This is a genomic window from Agrobacterium sp. 6Ca8 (genome assembly GCF_055382765.1).
The window spans coordinates 589,481-604,864 of the sequence record NZ_AP026435.1; the positions used below are offsets into that span (position 1 = coordinate 589,481).

The 15,384-nt window shown below is 58.7% G+C and carries 14 protein-coding genes; 7 read left to right on the forward strand and 7 right to left on the reverse strand.

The window, feature by feature from the left end; genetic code table 11:
• Positions 1–9 precede the first annotated feature (9 nt).
• The 7 genes from ACZ5A6_RS26460 to ACZ5A6_RS26490 all read left to right on the forward strand — a co-directional run bounded on the left by ACZ5A6_RS26460 (position 10) and on the right by ACZ5A6_RS26490 (position 7,731).
• On the forward strand, positions 10–987 hold the full coding sequence (locus ACZ5A6_RS26460) for an ABC transporter permease (protein ID WP_003517007.1): 978 nt from the start codon (positions 10–12) through the stop codon (positions 985–987).
• A gap of 14 nt (positions 988–1,001) precedes the next feature.
• Positions 1,002–2,000: an ABC transporter permease gene (locus ACZ5A6_RS26465; protein ID WP_464111500.1), complete on the forward strand. Its 999-nt coding sequence runs from the start codon at positions 1,002–1,004 to the stop codon at positions 1,998–2,000.
• Between the two features lie 4 nt (positions 2,001–2,004).
• Positions 2,005–3,087 carry an aldose 1-epimerase family protein gene (locus tag ACZ5A6_RS26470; RefSeq protein ID WP_464111501.1) on the forward strand — a complete coding sequence of 361 codons (1,083 nt, stop codon included), beginning with the start codon at positions 2,005–2,007 and terminating at the stop codon, positions 3,085–3,087.
• A gap of 25 nt (positions 3,088–3,112) precedes the next feature.
• The gene (gene rbsK / locus ACZ5A6_RS26475; protein ID WP_112236428.1) at positions 3,113–4,051 is read left to right on the forward strand and encodes a ribokinase; all 939 of its coding nucleotides are present in this window, start codon (positions 3,113–3,115) and stop codon (positions 4,049–4,051) included.
• Positions 4,052–4,070: 19 nt separating this feature from the next.
• On the forward strand, positions 4,071–5,030 hold the full coding sequence (gene deoC / locus ACZ5A6_RS26480) for a deoxyribose-phosphate aldolase (RefSeq protein ID WP_111783853.1): 960 nt from the start codon (positions 4,071–4,073) through the stop codon (positions 5,028–5,030).
• An 11-nt stretch (positions 5,031–5,041) separates the two neighbouring features.
• Positions 5,042–7,438, forward strand: coding sequence for an aldehyde dehydrogenase family protein (locus ACZ5A6_RS26485; RefSeq protein ID WP_464111502.1), 2,397 nt, complete (start codon positions 5,042–5,044; stop codon positions 7,436–7,438).
• Between the two features lie 65 nt (positions 7,439–7,503).
• A complete protein-coding gene (locus tag ACZ5A6_RS26490) occupies positions 7,504–7,731 on the forward strand; it encodes a hypothetical protein (RefSeq protein WP_464111503.1) in 228 nt (75 codons plus the stop codon).
• 65 nt (positions 7,732–7,796) lie between these two features.
• Here the strand turns inward: ACZ5A6_RS26490 and ACZ5A6_RS26495 are convergent, their stop codons facing one another.
• From ACZ5A6_RS26495 to ACZ5A6_RS26525, 7 genes are all read right to left on the reverse strand, one after another.
• Positions 7,797–8,447: a LysE family translocator gene (locus ACZ5A6_RS26495; protein ID WP_464111593.1), complete on the reverse strand. Its 651-nt coding sequence runs from the start codon at positions 8,445–8,447 to the stop codon at positions 7,797–7,799.
• Positions 8,448–8,615: 168 nt separating this feature from the next.
• Positions 8,616–10,367 carry a nitrilase-related carbon-nitrogen hydrolase gene (locus ACZ5A6_RS26500; protein ID WP_464111504.1) on the reverse strand — a complete coding sequence of 584 codons (1,752 nt, stop codon included), beginning with the start codon at positions 10,365–10,367 and terminating at the stop codon, positions 8,616–8,618.
• Between the two features lie 24 nt (positions 10,368–10,391).
• Positions 10,392–11,087, reverse strand: coding sequence for an urea ABC transporter ATP-binding subunit UrtE (gene urtE, locus ACZ5A6_RS26505; RefSeq protein WP_003516996.1), 696 nt, complete (start codon positions 11,085–11,087; stop codon positions 10,392–10,394).
• A complete protein-coding gene (gene urtD / locus ACZ5A6_RS26510) occupies positions 11,087–11,836 on the reverse strand; it encodes an urea ABC transporter ATP-binding protein UrtD (RefSeq protein ID WP_003516994.1) in 750 nt (249 codons plus the stop codon). Before urtD ends, urtE begins: the two co-directional genes overlap by 1 nt.
• 1 nt (position 11,837) lies before the next feature.
• Complete coding sequence (gene urtC, locus ACZ5A6_RS26515) at positions 11,838–12,977, reverse strand: urea ABC transporter permease subunit UrtC (protein WP_464111505.1); 1,140 nt, start codon at positions 12,975–12,977, stop codon at positions 11,838–11,840.
• 1 nt (position 12,978) lies between these two features.
• The gene (urtB, locus tag ACZ5A6_RS26520; protein ID WP_019565873.1) at positions 12,979–13,872 is read right to left on the reverse strand and encodes an urea ABC transporter permease subunit UrtB; all 894 of its coding nucleotides are present in this window, start codon (positions 13,870–13,872) and stop codon (positions 12,979–12,981) included.
• 156 nt (positions 13,873–14,028) lie between these two features.
• On the reverse strand, positions 14,029–15,279 hold the full coding sequence (locus tag ACZ5A6_RS26525; protein WP_003516989.1) for a transporter substrate-binding domain-containing protein: 1,251 nt from the start codon (positions 15,277–15,279) through the stop codon (positions 14,029–14,031).
• Between the last annotated feature and the right edge of the window lie 105 nt (positions 15,280–15,384).

Sequence of the window (15,384 nt, forward strand, 5' to 3'; positions counted from 1 at the left end):
CCGCAAAACATGAAATTCTTCAGAAGCACAGAGTTTATTATCGCGGGCGTCTTGCTGGCGGCCATGGTCATTATTGGTACTATCAACCCGGCATTCTGGTCGCTGGACAACATTTTCGGGCTGCTGCGTTCCAATGTCGTGATCGGCATTATGGCGCTCGGCGTCCTGCTGGTAATGATTTCCGGCGGTATTGATGTTTCGTTCACGGCCTTCGCCATTGCAGCGATGTATCTGACTGTGCGCGCCATGGTCTATCTCGGTTATGACGGCGTGCTCGTTCCCTTCGTTGCGGCAACGCTGATTGGGCTGGCTCTTGGTGCGTTCAACGGGTTCATTATCCACCGTTTTAGGATGATCCCGCTGATCGTGACGCTTGGAACCGGATCGATCGTGCGCGGTCTGGTTCTCGGCCTCGTCGGCACCAGCATCGTCAACATCAACAAGATGCCAAAGGAACTGATCGGGTTCGGCAAAACCGACGTCATCTCGCTGACGTCGGCCACGGGATCGACTTTCGGCCTGACCGCGATGTTTGTGGTCTATATGGGTCTGGCATTGGTTATCCACCTCGTCCTCACCTACACCATGATCGGGCGCAGTGTTTATGCCTATGGCGGCTCGCCCGAAGCGGCAAAACGCGTTGGCTTCAATACGGGCGCGACGATCTTCTTTGTCTACTGCGTTGCCGGTGCGCTGGCAGGTTTCTCAGGGCTGCTGCACTCATCGATGATCTGGCTTGCCAACCCGCGTGACTTTGTCGGTCTCGAACTCGACGTGATAGCGGCCGTGGTTCTGGGCGGGGCATCGATCTTTGGAGGACGCGGCACGGTTCTCGGCACCTTGATGGGCGTGTTCATGCTGGTGATGGTCAAAAACTCACTGATCATCATGAAGGTGGACACCACCTGGCAGCGCGTCGTTGTCGGCCTGATCATCATCGTCGCCACCGCCATCACCGCATGGCGCGATCGCAAAAGCATAGCGTAACGGGAGAGCGCATCATGAAAAATTCGTTCGATATGCGCCGGCTTCTCGGCAACGACAACAACATCCTTCAGCTCCTTGTGATCACCGTCATCGTCTTCGCGCTGATGACCTGGATGAACCCCGGCAAGTTCCTGAATTATTACAACTTCGAGTCCATCAGCTATATCATGCCCGAACTGGGGATCCTCTCCATCGCCATGATGATCGCCATGCTGACCGGCGGCATCGATCTTTCCGTGGTGGGGATTGCCAATCTGGCGGGTATCATCGCCGGCGTCTATTTCCATTCCACCATGGTTCAGGCAGGGCAATCCTCTACGTCGGGCATGGTGTTCTACACCGGTCTTGGCATCCTGCTCGCCATGGCAGTCGGCTTGCTGGCCGGTTTGGTCAACGGCCTGCTGGTCGCGAAACTGCGCATTACGCCAATCCTTGCCACGCTTGGCACAGGCCAGGTCTTGATGGGACTGGCACTGGTGATGACCGGCGGACCGGCACTCGTCGGTTTTCCCGATGCATGGAACTGGATCGGTAACGGTAAAATCTTCGGAATCGCTACTCCGTTCCTGCTGTTCGTCGCCGTGTGCATTATCGTGGCTATACTGCTGACGCGCTCGACGCTTGGCATCAACCTGATGCTGATCGGGACCAATCCGCGGGCAGCAGTGTTTGCCGGCATCCGCAAAGATCGCATGATGCTGTATTCCTACATGCTGACCGGCGTTCTGGCGTCACTGGCGGGGATCATTCTGTCCGGCCGAACCAACGCAGCGAAATCCGACTACGGTGCGTCCTATCTGTTGCAGGCGGTGCTGATCGCGGTACTTGGCGGCACCAATCCCGCAGGCGGGAAGGGGCGGGTTCTTGGTATCGCCATCGCGCTGATCGCCCTCATGCTGCTTTCCTCCGGCTTCCAGATGATGCGGTTCTCCAACCACCTTATCGACTTCATCTGGGGGGCATTCCTCATTCTCGTCATCGCCATCAATGCGTGGCGCAACCCCGGCAGGTGATCTCATGCAGGCGACGGAATTTCATCTCCGCAGGCAGGACTTTACAGACGTACCGTATCTTCTGGCGGCAACGGGCGGGTTGCAGATTACAGCCTTCCGGTATCCTACCGGCATCGAGGCGCTGCAGTTAGACAATCGCCACGGCCGGATCGTCATCTTGCCCTTCATGGGTCAGATGATCTGGAGCGTGGCGTTCAACGGCGTCGACCTGACCATGGGAAGCCGCTTTGCCATGCCACGACCGGCAGGTTCAATCGTCGAGACCTATGGGTGTTTTGCGTTCCACAGCGGCATGCTGCGCAATGGTTGCCCGTCGCCGCAGGACAATCACCCCCTGCATGGTGAAATGCCCTGTGCCGCCATGGACAAGGCCGGTTTTGTCATCGGTCACGACGCGCGCGGCGCCTATGTTCGGGTAACAGGCGAAGTTGAATATGTCATGGGCTTCGGCGCCAATTATCTCGCCCGCCCCAGCGTGACTTTGCACGCTGAAGACACGCTTTTTGACATGGTCATGGATATCCAGAACCTGTCATCAGCGCCCATGGACCTCATGTATATGTGCCATGTGAACTTTGCTTATGCCGAGTGTGCGCGCATCGTTCAGCCCGTGCGGTATACGCCGGAGCAGGTGAAGGTGCGCACGGCCGTGCCCGGCCATGTGACGCCAAACCCCGATTATCTTTCCCTGCTGGAGACGCTGGCAAAGCGGCCTTCAGCCATGGAAGTGCTTAACGAGCCGCAACGTTACGACCCCGAACAGGTGTTTTACATTAACGGCCTGCCGACGGACGGCGAGGGGCTTACGCATCTGATGATGCAGCGGCGTGAGGGCGATGGCTTTGCCATCTCCTATCCGCTTGCGGCCTTCCCGAAGACGGTGCGCTGGATCCTGGTCAATGGGGATTCGCAAGTTGCCGCATTTGCCCTGCCGTCTACCTGCGAGCCGGAGGGCTATCTGGCGGAGAAGGCCAAGAACAACGTGCAGAGCCTGGCACCGGGCGAACGCAGGGCGTTTCCGGTACGGCTCGGCTATCTCGATTGCGCTGCCGCCGATCAGTTCGGCGCCAGGATCAGCGCCCTTTGAAACAGGATATCCAGGGAATTTCGGCATGAGCAAGAAAATCGGGGTCGTAGGCTCCAACATGGTCGACCTTATCACCTATGTGAACCGTATGCCCGGACCGGGCGAGACGCTCGAAGCTCCCGCCTTCGAAATGGGTTGCGGCGGCAAGGGCGCCAATCAGGCGGTGGCTGCGGCGCGTCTTGGCGCTGATGTCATGATGGTCACCCGGGTCGGTGACGATGTCTTCGGCGACAATACCATTCGCAATCTCGAGAGCTTCGGCGTGGATACGCGTCACGTGGTGAAGGTTGCCGGCAAGTCCAGTGGCGTCGCGCCGATTTTCGTCGAGCAGTCGGGCGAGAATTCGATCCTCATCGTCAAGGGCGCCAATGCCGATCTTCTGCCGGCAGAGGTCGACAAGGCGGCCGCCGATCTGAAACAGTGCGGTCTGATCCTCATGCAGATGGAAGTGCCGGTTGAGACAGTCTATCACACCATCGAACTTGCGGCCCAAAACGGTATCGAGACGATCCTCAATCCTGCGCCCGCCGCTGCCAATCTCGATCCGGAGCGTATTCGCCAGGTAACGTTCCTCGTTCCGAACGAGAGCGAGCTGGCATTACTGTCCGGCTTGCCGACCGAGACCGACGAAGCAATCATCACTGCCGCCCGTTCCCTGATCGCACGCGGTATCCGTACCGTCATCGTGACGCTGGGCGGACGTGGCGCGCGCGTAATTACGTCAGATGAGATCGTCAATATCGAGCCCGTCAAGGTAACGCCGAAAGACACCACCGGCGCTGGCGACGCCTTTATTGGCTCCTTTGCCCGCTTTTATGCCGAAACGGGAGAGGTCGTGTCTTCACTGAAGAAGGCATCTCTCTATGCGGCGCATTCCATCACCCGTCCCGGAACACAGAAGGCCTATGCCAGCATCGAAGAGTTCGAGGCATTCTGCCGCGAACATGCCAATGCCGCAGCCTGACCAGAAGAATGGACAGAAAATGAGCGAAGCATTCCCCAGAAACAACGGCACGGCTCTCAAACCGGAATGGTTTGAAGATGTATCGGTCAATCGCAGTGCCTCCGAACGGCGGGCAGCAACAATCACCACCCGGCGCTCGGTCAAGAAGGAATATCAGGTTGCCTGGCAGATCAAGGCGATTACCTGCATCGATCTGACAACGCTGTCCGGCGACGACACGCCCGGTCGTGTGCGCCGCCTGTGTGCGAAAGCGCGACGTCCGGTCAGGGACGACATTCTTGAGGCACTCGGCCTTGCGGACGCCGGCATCACAACCGGTGCCGTCTGCGTCTATCCGACCATGGTGCCCCATGCCGTCAAGGCACTGGAAGGCACGACTATTCCGGTCGCATCGGTGGCGACAGGCTTTCCCTCCGGCCTCACTCCGCTACCGCAGCGGCTGGCAGAAATCCGCTATGCCGTCGAGCAGGGCGCTAAGGAAATCGATATCGTCATTACTCGCGAGTTCGTTCTGACGCAGAACTGGACCGCACTTTATGATGAGATCGCCGCGATGCGTGAAGCCTGTGGCGACGCCCATATGAAGGCTATCCTGGCGACGGGTGATCTCAATACGCTTACCAATGTCTATCGCGCCTCGATGGTGGCGATGCAGGCGGGTTCGGACTTCATCAAGACCTCGACCGGCAAAGAAGAAGTCAACGCCACTCTGCCGGTCAGTCTGACCATGGTGCGTGCGCTGCGCGACTACGGCGAACTGACTGGCCAGATGGTCGGCTTCAAGCCTGCAGGCGGGTTGAAGACAGCGAAGGACGCGTTGTCATGGCTGACGCTGATGAAGGAGGAGCTGGGCAATCGCTGGTTGGAACCGGACCTGTTCCGCATCGGCGCCAGCTCGATGCTTGGCGATATCGAGCGCCAGCTCGAACATTTCGTAACCGGTCGCTATTCCAGCGCTCACCATCACGCTGCCGCATAAGGACTGAAAAAATGCGACCCATCAAGGACATTTTGGAAACCATGGAATATGGACCTTCCCCCGAAGCCAATGGTGATGTGAAACAGTGGCTCGACGCGCATGGACGCTCGTTCGGACATTATATCAACGGCCGGTTCGTTTCTCCGGAAGGCCGCGCGACCATTGCCGTCTCAAATCCTGCCAACGGGGATAATCTCGCGCAGATCATCTGCGGCAATGAGGAGGACGTGGATCAGGCGGTCAAGGCCGCCCGCACGGCCTTCGCAAAATGGTCGAAGCTGTCGGGTCACGAGCGCGCTCGTTACCTCTATGCCATTGCCCGACATGTACAGAAGCGCGAGCGCTTCCTGTCCGTTCTGGAAACGATGGACAACGGCAAGCCGGTTCGCGAAACCCGCGATATCGACATCCCACTCGTCGCCCGCCATTTTTACCATCACGCCGGATGGGCCGAAATGGTGGAAGACGAGTTCCGTGGTTTCTCGCCGGTCGGTGTTTGCGGTCAGGTGATCCCGTGGAATTTCCCTCTGCTGATGTTGGCCTGGAAGATTGCGCCGGCGCTTGCTGCTGGCAATACCGTGGTACTTAAGCCTGCAGACCTGACACCGCTGACCGCTGTCGCCTTTGCGGAAATCTGCCGCGAGGTCGGCCTTCCCGCCGGTGTCGTCAACATCGTGCAGGGCGATGGCTCGACAGGCGCTGCAATCTGCGGCCATGACGGCGTCGACAAGGTTGCCTTCACCGGCTCCACCAAGGTCGGTCGCGTTATTCGCGAGCAGATTGCCGGCTCGGGCAAAAAGCTGTCGCTGGAACTGGGTGGCAAGTCACCATTCATCGTTTTCGAGGATGCAGATCTCGATGCGGCGGTTGAAGGTGTTGTTGACGCGATCTGGTTCAATCAGGGCGAAGTCTGCTGCGCCGGTTCCCGCCTGCTGGTGCAGGAAGGTATTGCCGATAAATTTTATGCACGGCTGAAAAAGCGGTTGGAAACCCTGCGGGTCGGCGATCCGCTCGACAAGTCGACCGATGTCGGCGCGATTGTTTCGGCCACGCAGGTGAAACGCATCACGGATCTGGTACGCCAGGGCGTGGAAGAGGGCGGTGAACTCTGGCAGAGTTCCAACCCGTTGCCGACCACCGGCAATTACGTCGCTCCCGGCTTCTTCACCGAAGTCGATCAGGCATCGACGGTTTGCCAGGTGGAAATCTTTGGCCCGATCGCTGCGGCGACCACCTACCGCACGCCGGATGAAGCCGTTTTGCTGGCCAACAATACCCGTTACGGCCTCGCCGCCTCCATCTGGTCGGAAAACATCAACGTAGCGCTTGATCTGGCCGCCCGCGTCAAGGCAGGTGTGGTCTGGATCAACTGCACCAACATGCTCGATGCCGGTGCAGGTTTTGGCGGCTACCGCGAAAGCGGTTTCGGTCGCGAAGGTGCGCGCGAGGGGCTTTACGAATATCTGGCGGCAGACTGGGAAAAGAGCCTGCCGGTCACAAAGCCCGCTGAAGCCTTCACGCCATCTGCATTGCCGAACGCTGACAGCAAGATGGCGATCGATGGCCTTGATCGAACCATGAAGAACTACATCGGCGGCAAACAAGCCCGCCCCGACGGTGGCTACAGTTATTCGGTGACCGGCAAGGGCAACACCGTGATTGGCATGGCCGGAATAGGCAGCCGCAAGGACATCCGCAATGCTGTGGAAGCAGCGTCCAAGGCAGGCAGCTGGAGTTCCGCAACCGCCCATAACCGTGCTCAAGTGCTCTATTATCTTGCAGAGAACCTTGATGCACGGCGTGACGAATTTGTCGCCCGCATCATCGATAGCACCGGTGTCAGCGAAAAGAAGGCGAAGGACGAAGTCGACGCATCTCTGCGCCGTATTTCCTATTATGCCGCCCAGGCAGACAAGTTCGATGGCGCCGTGCACTCCACCAAGTCACGTCACGTCACGCTTGCCATGAACGAGCCCTGGGGCATCGTCGGGATCGTTTGCCCCGATGAGGCACCCCTCCTGTCGCTGGTGTCGCTGGTTCTGCCTGCAATCGCCATGGGCAATCGCGTTGTGGCGGTCCCGTCGTCTCGCCATCCATTGATTGCCGGTGATTTCTACCAGGTGCTGGACACGTCGGATATGCCCGACGGGGTCATCAACATTGTAACCGGCGAAAGCGATCTGCTTGCAAAGACACTGGCCGAGCATGATGACGTTGCGGCTGTCTGGTATTTCGGCTCGACCGAGGGAAGCGCGATGGTCGAGCGGGCTTCTGCGGGCAACCTGAAGGCCACCTGGGTCAATAATGGCCGTCACCCCGATTGGCTAAATCGCACCGAAGCGCAGGGTCGTGATTATCTGCGCAGGGCGATCCAAGTGAAGAACATTTGGGTGCCATACGGAGCCTGACCGGCATCGTGCACGGGCGACGACTGACAAAATGCTTACGGAGGCCAACGGTCTCCGTAGGTTTTTTGAGTTATATCAATTGCTACAACCGCACCTTTGCCCTGTTGGTCAACCTGGGAACGTCATTGGCGCAACTTCTGGGTTTCGAGCGGAACGAGCAAGCTAATGAACGGTTGAAAAACGTCAATTTAGTAAAGATCGCTCACGGCCTTGGCGCCGATCTGGCGCCACAGCCAATCGCGGCTCGCTACGAAATCTCATTTGAAAGCGACGCCGACAAAAATCGAACATAAGGGACGCCCCGTTGGCTCTAAGAGGTTAGCCGTTCAGGGCGACTCCCAAGGTACAACAGGATGGCCTATTTCTTCTGATTGCCAGCAAAAGCGGCCGTCAAGCCAAGACCGATATACACGAAACCACTGACCCAGCGTTCAGCCTTCAGGTACGCGGGACTGCGCTTCAGCCACTTGCCGGCCGTGCCGGCGGCAAGTGCGTAAGAGCTGTCCGTGAGAACGCCGATCGCTGTGTAAACAAGCCCGAGAAAAGCGATCTGCATAGCCAAATGGCCACGGTTGACCTCAACGAACTGCGGCAAGAAAGCCAGAAAGAATAGTGCGGTCTTCGGATTGAGGAGATTAACGATAAAGCCCTCACGAAAGAGGCGCATGCGGCTCCGTGTGGGTAAATTGCCCTCGACGCCGGGAATATCCGAGGGGCCAAAGAGCTTTTTGAGGCCAAGCCAGATCAGATAGGCCGCGCCGGCATACTTTACGACGCTGAAGGCGAGCGCGGATGATGCCAGGAGCGCCGACAACCCGACAGCGGCAGCGGTGACATGCACTAGCGTGGCCGTATGGATGCCAAGGATTGAAACGAGCCCCGCAGAGCGACCCTGCTCGACCGAGCGCGCGAAGATGTAGAGAACTGCCGGTCCCGGCACGAGAAGCAGCACCAGTGTAGCGCTGACGAACAGGCTGAGATTTGTTGCGCTGGGAATTACCAAATCCATGATTGTCTTGCCCCCTTTTATATTGCACGAACGATAGCATTGGGCTTGCTCCAATGCCATATCGTCGTCTGCGGCTTGACACTTTTATGGTTTCACATCGCGCCGATTCCTGGTTCGGGGTTCACATGAGCCGATATGACCTGAAAGACGTCGACATTGTGCCGCCTTCTACTGATGCCATTTGACGAGAGGCTGATAGTGATGCGGCTGACGCATGACGACCAGGTCTTTTCGCCGGACGATGTTCGTCGGATATGGCGTGTCGAGATTGGTGGTATCGACAGCCGCAGCGGCAATCCCCTCCTCATCCAGGATCGCCGATTCCTGACGTGGAAAAGCAAAGGAATCCGGCCCGAATACCGCACTCTTGCCCAGATAACCCTTTTCCTGGTCCAGCACATTGGCGAAGGCGAAATAGACGTTGTTCTCGCCGCCGCGAACGCGAAGCGCATGCCAGTGGTAGGGATCGGCGCCCTTTGGGATCGGATAGTTGTGCGGGATTTTCGTACCGCCATGGCTGCCGGTGAAGGTGCCGGCGATCGCCGAAGGGCAGGCAACAAGATCGCATCCCATGAGTGAAAGCGAACGGATGGCTTCCGGATAAAGCGCGTCGTGGCCAATCGCCAGGCCCACCCGGCCAATGGCAAGGTCGTAGATTTTCCATTCGTCGCCGGCCGTTGCCCAACTGTCGGCGACGCCCAGATGCGTCTTGCGATAGCTGCCCACCAGCCCCTCGGGCCCTGCAAGCACCACGCTGTTATAGATCCTGTCTTCGTCCGCTTCGGCAAATCCGGCGACGAGATAAAAGCCGAGCTTCATGGCCAGACGAACGAAGGCGGATACGGTTGGACCAGACAGCGGCTCCGCCCGCGTTTGCGGGGCCTCAAGTCCGGTCAGCGACAGTTCCGGGAACACCAGAATGTCCGGCGCCGTTGTCGCCTTAGCCTCGTTTGCGAGCCTTGTTATGTGGGCAATATTGTCTGCAATGACCGAGGTTGGCGCGAACTGGGCAACGGCTGCACGCGATCTGCGTCCGCGCGGGATTGGCTGATAGCCATAGAGGCGGAAATAATCGCCAGGGTTCCAGGTGAAACTGTTGGTCATCATGTTCATGTAGAGCTCGGGGCGGCGCGTCTTGAAGACCGGTTCGCTTAAGACCTCGCGGCGACGGGCACGGGCAAGATCGACCTTGCCATAGGCAATTCCGTCGCCTGTGTCGATGGATGCGGCAACCGTTCCGTCGGGCTCGATCAGGCAACTTCCCCCGGAAAACTGCACGGTTCTTTCCAGACCCCACCGATTACTTTCGATGACATAGCAGGCATTTTCGAAGGCGCGGTTGATCCAGTAGGGAGCGGGCGCGCGCTCCTGCAGCCAGTTGGAGATGTGGCATATGATGTCGGCACCGGCCAGAGCCTCCAGCCGCGCCGTCTCGAAGAAGTGCAGATCCATGCACACCAGCATTGAAATACGTCCGATCTCCGTTTCGAAGACCTCGTGCACGATGTCGCCATTTGCGGCCCATTTTGGCTCGGCGATATAGGGATGCGACTTGCGGTGCCGACCAACGATGCCATCCGGACCGATCAGAACTGCCGTATTGTAATAGAGATCGCTCGCCGGATCGACTTCCGGCATGCCCACGACGATATAGCAGCGGTGTTTGCGGGCAATCGCCTGGAAAACATCGGTGGTCGGCCCGGGGATCGCCTCGACGAAGGGCTTCACTTCGGCCCTGTCGAACCAGCAATAGCCTGTCGTCCCCATTTCGGGGGTGACGATCAGGCGGGCGCCGGCCTGCGCCGCTTCCTCGCAAAGGGCGCTCAGCCGGCTGATATTGCGCGCCTTTTCGAACATGGTCGGTTCGAACTGGATAGCGGCGGCGATGTAGCTTTGTATTGGTGTCATGATTGTTCCCATTGTCTTATGAAAGGATGTGTCTTTTCAAACAGCCATATGCCTATGAACCAGCGCGTCGGAGAGCGCGTCGATGGCGCCGGCCGCGACCACACCTCCCTTCTCCAGCATGGCGAAGTGGTGAGAGGCATGCCGCGCAAATGCGACGTTCTGCTCGACGAGGATGATCGTCATGCCGATCTCGCGATTGAGCCGGATGATGATCTTTTCAATCTCCTCGACGATCGAGGGCTGGATGCCTTCATTGGGTTCATCGAGAAGCAGTACCTTCGGATCCGCGGCCAGTGCGCGGGCGATGGCGAGCTGCTGTTGCTGGCCGCCCGAAAGCACACCGCCGGGCCGATCGAGGTTGGCCATCAGGTATGGAAAAAGCTCCGGCACCAGTGCCGGAATTTCGCGTTTGCGATCGGTGCGCGCAAAGGCGCCCATCAGGATGTTCTCGCGGATGGTGAAATCGGGAATGATCTCCCGGCCCTGGGGGACGTAGGCGATCCCGGCCCGTGCCCTCATATGCGTCGAAGATGAGCCTATGTCTTTCCCCTGCAGATGCATCTCGCCCGTCATACGGTCGGTCAGCGCCATCAGGGTTTTCAACAGGGTCGTCTTGCCGGTACCGTTGCGGCCAAGAATGCTGGTTACCTTTCCCGCCGGGATATCAAGCGTGACGCCGTGCAGGATATGGCTGCGGCCGTAATAGCTGTGTACGTTTTTCAATGTCAGCATCAGGATATTCCTTTCGAACCGAGATAGGCCTCGCGGACCTTCGGATTGCTCTCGATATCCTCGACGCTTCCTTCGGCGAGAACCTCTCCCAGATGCAGAACGGTGATGCGTTCGGCGATTTCACGGACGAACCCCATGTCGTGCTCGACGACGAGGATGGTGTGGCGGCCTTTGAGATTTTTGATGATCTGGGCCGTCTTGCGGGTTTCGGCTTGGGTCATGCCCGCCGTCGGCTCGTCCAGCAGAACAACCTTGGGATCCTGGACGATGAGCATGCCCAGTTCCAGCCATTGCGTCTGGCCATGACTGAGATAAGCCGCAGTCACATTCTCCTCCGCTTCGAGGCCGGTGAGGGCGAGTACCTCATCGACGCGTTTGGCTTCGGCGCGCGAAAATCCAAACCGGAGATTGGCAAACACCGATGGATTGCGGCAATTGGCGACCTCCAGATTCTGCCGCACGGTGAGATCGCGAAAAATGCTGGGGATCTGGAATTTTCGACCGATCCCGGCGCGGGCGATCTTGTGTTCCGGCCAGTTGGTGATGTCTGTGTCGTAGACGAAGACCCTGCCTTTTGTGCTGCGGGTCTTGCCGCTGACCAGGTCCATCAAAGTTGTCTTTCCGGCGCCATTTGCGCCGAGCAACACACGCAACTCGCCATCGCGGACGGTAATGCTGACATTGTTGACGGCTCTGAATCCGCCAAAATCGACGCTGAGACCATCGATGGTCAATGCGATTGCACTCATATTACAATGCCTCGCTCTGTTGCTGTAACGATGAGGATGCCGGGCCTGGTTTGACACGGCGGATAAACTGCCGCAGCACATCGTGCGCGACGCCGCCAAGGCCCCGCGGCATGAACAGGACGACAAGGACGAAGATGAGGCCGATGATCGCTTTCCAGGCCTCGACCAGCGCTTCGGTCTCGCTGACCTCGGCCTCGATCATGTTGATCAGGATCGCGCCGATGCAGGCGCCGAGCAGGGAGGAACGGCCGCCGACGGCAGCCCAGACGACCATCGTCACCGAGAAAGACAGGTCCATGAAGGTCGGCGAGGCGAACTCCGCGACGACCACATAGAGCATACCGGCAACGCCGGCGATGCCTGCAGAAATGACAAAGAAGAACACCTGGTAAAGCGAGACGTCGAAGCCAAGATAGCGGGCGCGAAGCTGATCGTCGCGGATCGCCTGTAGGATCATGCCTGCACGGGTCTCCACGATGAGACGCGCGCCGATGAGCGTCAGGGACAGGCATGCGGCGCACAGATAATAGGTTGCCCGGCTGTAGGGGTCGAATTCGATGCCGCCGATCATCAGCCAGCCAAGATCGGTCAGGCCGTTGAAGCCGTTCGTCACCGGTTGCGCATCGACCATGACGAGACGCACAAGCAGAACAAGCGCCAGGGTGATGATCGAGACAAAGACACCGGAAATGCGCTTGCGGAAAACCAGCATGCCGAGTGCCCCGGCAATCACGACGGGAAGCACGATGCCAAGCACGAGACCTACGGACTGGCTCTGAAACGGAAGCCAGAGGAAGGAGCCCTTGTTGATACAGCAAAGTTCCGTCGGCGCGCCGGGCTCGGCATTCCACAGCATGAAATCTGGAACCGGCCTGTCGGAGCCCTGTTGCAGGCTGGTCAGGCTCGACAGTTTCAGCGACATGGCGAGCATGTAGGCGCCCAGGCCAAAAAACAGCCCCTGGCCGAGATTGAGAATGCCGGCATATCCCCATGTGAGCGCAATGGCGACGCCGAGCATGCCGTAGACCAGATATTTCGAAATGCGGTTCAGCCAGAATTCGTCACCGAAAACCGGCGCTGCAAAAATCACCGCGATGAAAAGCACATAGGCGGCGATCTGGAATTTTCGTTCGATGCTCATGTTAGCGCCCCTTGAACGAGAATAGCCCGCTGGGCTTGACGAGAATGACGAGGATGACGACCCCGAAGACGACGGCGCGCGCCAGAATGTCGTTCGTTCCAATCGCCACCAGCGCATTGATTTCGCCCAGAAGCCCTGACGACAGGGCCGTGCCGAAAAGGCTGCCGACCCCGCCCGTTACCACGACCATGAAACCGTCAACGACCATCGTCGTGCCCATGTCGGGGAAAACGGTCTTGAAGCCGGACATCATTACGCCGGCGACGCCCGCAAGGCCGGAACCGAAGGCGAAAGTCAGGGCATTGATGCGTTTCACATCGATGCCGCAAGCGGCAGCCATTTTTGGATTACGGATGATGGCGCGCACCTGCATGCCCGCTGTCGTTCGGTAGAGAATGAACCATGTCGCCAGCGTCAACGCGGCCGTCACCGCGATGATGAAGGTGCGATACGCGTTGATGTCGGCGCCGGCGAACCTGAAGGTGCCCTGCAGATACGAAGGCACGGCGACGTTTTGCAGTCCGGCTCCCAGGCCCTCGATATGAATGCCGAAAAAGCTGAGGCCGAATTCGAGCCTTACGGCCTGCTGCAAAAGGATAGCAATGCCCCAGGTGGCAAGAAGCGTGTCGAGCAGGCGGCCGTAAAGCCTGCGCACCACCACCCGCTCGATCACCAGGCCGAGCAGGGCGGTCACGACAAAAGCCAGGGGAATTGCGAACAGAAGGCCTGTTTTCAGCCAGATGCCCGAGAGGACGGCGACGTAGGCACCGATCATGACCATTTCGCCGTGGGCCATGTTGATGACGCCCATGGCGCCGTAGGTGATGGCAAGACCGAGTGCCACCAGAAGAAGGATTGAGCCGAGACTGAGGCCGATAAAGAGAATGTCGAGCATAACGCCACCGTTCGTGAGAAGGGCGGACCAGACTTTGTCCTGCTCCTTGCCTGTCCCGAAATCGGGTTGGCACCGAGCAGAGGAAAAAACGCAGATCCGCCTTGCCGAGACATGGTCCCGCCAGGCATGGCTGGCGGGAGGACGCGGAAAGAGGGGTCAGCCCTTGAGCTTTGCTGCGTCGAGACCGTTGCTGGTGCAGAAAAGATTGCTTTCCGTCTCGCCATAGGCCGAATAGGGCAGCGGCTTGATCGGTGCCGGGTAGGCGTTGACGACCTTGCTTTGTCCATCCGGCTGCCATTGGCCGATACGCGGCGTCAGCCAGCAATGCAGGTTGTCGGGGTCGGTGGTCACCTTGCCGCCGGGCGCGTCATAGGTCTGGCCACGAATGCCGGCCCGGATAGCATCGGCGGACAGATCGCCGGATTTCTCCACTGCCTGCTTCCACAGGAATACCTGGAAATAGGCGGCCTCGAGCGAATGGTATGTCACTGCCTTCGGATCGTTGACGAAGGTCCTGAAGCGTTCGATGAAGCTCTTGTTGGCCGGCGTTTCGATCGACATAAAATATGGAAATGATGTGTAGCTGCCCGCCGCATATTCGGCGCCCATGGCGGCGATCTCGATTTCGGAGGTCACTGTCGCGCAGATCGGGATAACCTCCTGCGAGAGGCCCTGGTTCTTGAACTCGCGGTAGAAGGCGATGATCGAGTCGCCAACCACGTTGGAAAGAACCACGTCGGCGCCCGATTCCTTGATCTTGCTGACCATGACAGCCCATTCGGAGTGTCCAAGTTCCAGATATTCGTCCGCCACCCATTCTGCGCCCGCCGCCTCGATCAGTTTCTTGGAAACCTTGGCCATCTCGCGCGGATAGACATAGTTGGAGCCAACGATGAAGAACTTCTTCTTGCCCAGTTTCTCGACAATCCAGGGAATGTAGTTGGAGAGCTGCTGGTTTGGAACGGCGCCGGAATAGACGACGTTGCGCGAGCACTCAAAGCCCTCATAGTGCGTCTGGTAGAACAGCATCGCGCCGCGCCGTTCGAAGATCGGCAGCACGGCCTTGCGACTGGCAGAGGTGTGGCAGCCGAAGATGGTGGAAATCTTGTCCTTGAGGATCAGTTTCGATGCTTTTTCGCTGAAGGTCTTCGGATCGGAAGCGCCGTCTTCGACGACGACTTCCACCTGGCGGCCAAGAACGCCGCCGGCTGCGTTGATTTCGGCCACGGCCATCATGACACCGTTGGCGAGAAGCTTCTCGGCGACAGAAAGCCCGCCCGTCTGTGAGTAGAGCGCACCGACCTTTATAGCATCGGCTGCAAAGGCCCGGCCGCCCAGCGCCGGCAAGGCGAGTGCGGCTGAAGCGGTGGCTGCGGTTTTCAGAAAGTCACGTCTGTTGAACACCATCTTGGTTCCCCTTTTTTTGATTGGCGCACGCGACGGCACTGCCCGGCTCTACGGCGAGGCTTTCATGCCGAAAAAATACTGGAAGGCCGACTTCACTGTCAGCAG

Coding starts and splice junctions, on each gene's coding strand:
- ACZ5A6_RS26460 (WP_003517007.1), top strand. CDS start 10: ATGAAATTCTTCAGAAGCACAGAGTTTATTATCGCGGGCGTCTTGCTG.
- ACZ5A6_RS26465 (WP_464111500.1), top strand. CDS start 1,002: ATGAAAAATTCGTTCGATATGCGCCGGCTTCTCGGCAACGACAACAAC.
- ACZ5A6_RS26470 (WP_464111501.1), top strand. CDS start 2,005: ATGCAGGCGACGGAATTTCATCTCCGCAGGCAGGACTTTACAGACGTA.
- rbsK (WP_112236428.1), top strand. CDS start 3,113: ATGAGCAAGAAAATCGGGGTCGTAGGCTCCAACATGGTCGACCTTATC.
- deoC (WP_111783853.1), top strand. CDS start 4,071: ATGAGCGAAGCATTCCCCAGAAACAACGGCACGGCTCTCAAACCGGAA.
- ACZ5A6_RS26485 (WP_464111502.1), top strand. CDS start 5,042: ATGCGACCCATCAAGGACATTTTGGAAACCATGGAATATGGACCTTCC.
- ACZ5A6_RS26495 (WP_464111593.1), bottom strand. CDS start 8,447: ATGGATTTGGTAATTCCCAGCGCAACAAATCTCAGCCTGTTCGTCAGC.
- ACZ5A6_RS26500 (WP_464111504.1), bottom strand. CDS start 10,367: ATGGGAACAATCATGACACCAATACAAAGCTACATCGCCGCCGCTATC.
- urtE (WP_003516996.1), bottom strand. CDS start 11,087: ATGCTGACATTGAAAAACGTACACAGCTATTACGGCCGCAGCCATATC.
- urtD (WP_003516994.1), bottom strand. CDS start 11,836: ATGAGTGCAATCGCATTGACCATCGATGGTCTCAGCGTCGATTTTGGC.
- urtC (WP_464111505.1), bottom strand. CDS start 12,977: ATGAGCATCGAACGAAAATTCCAGATCGCCGCCTATGTGCTTTTCATC.
- urtB (WP_019565873.1), bottom strand. CDS start 13,872: ATGCTCGACATTCTCTTTATCGGCCTCAGTCTCGGCTCAATCCTTCTT.
- ACZ5A6_RS26525 (WP_003516989.1), bottom strand. CDS start 15,279: ATGGTGTTCAACAGACGTGACTTTCTGAAAACCGCAGCCACCGCTTCA.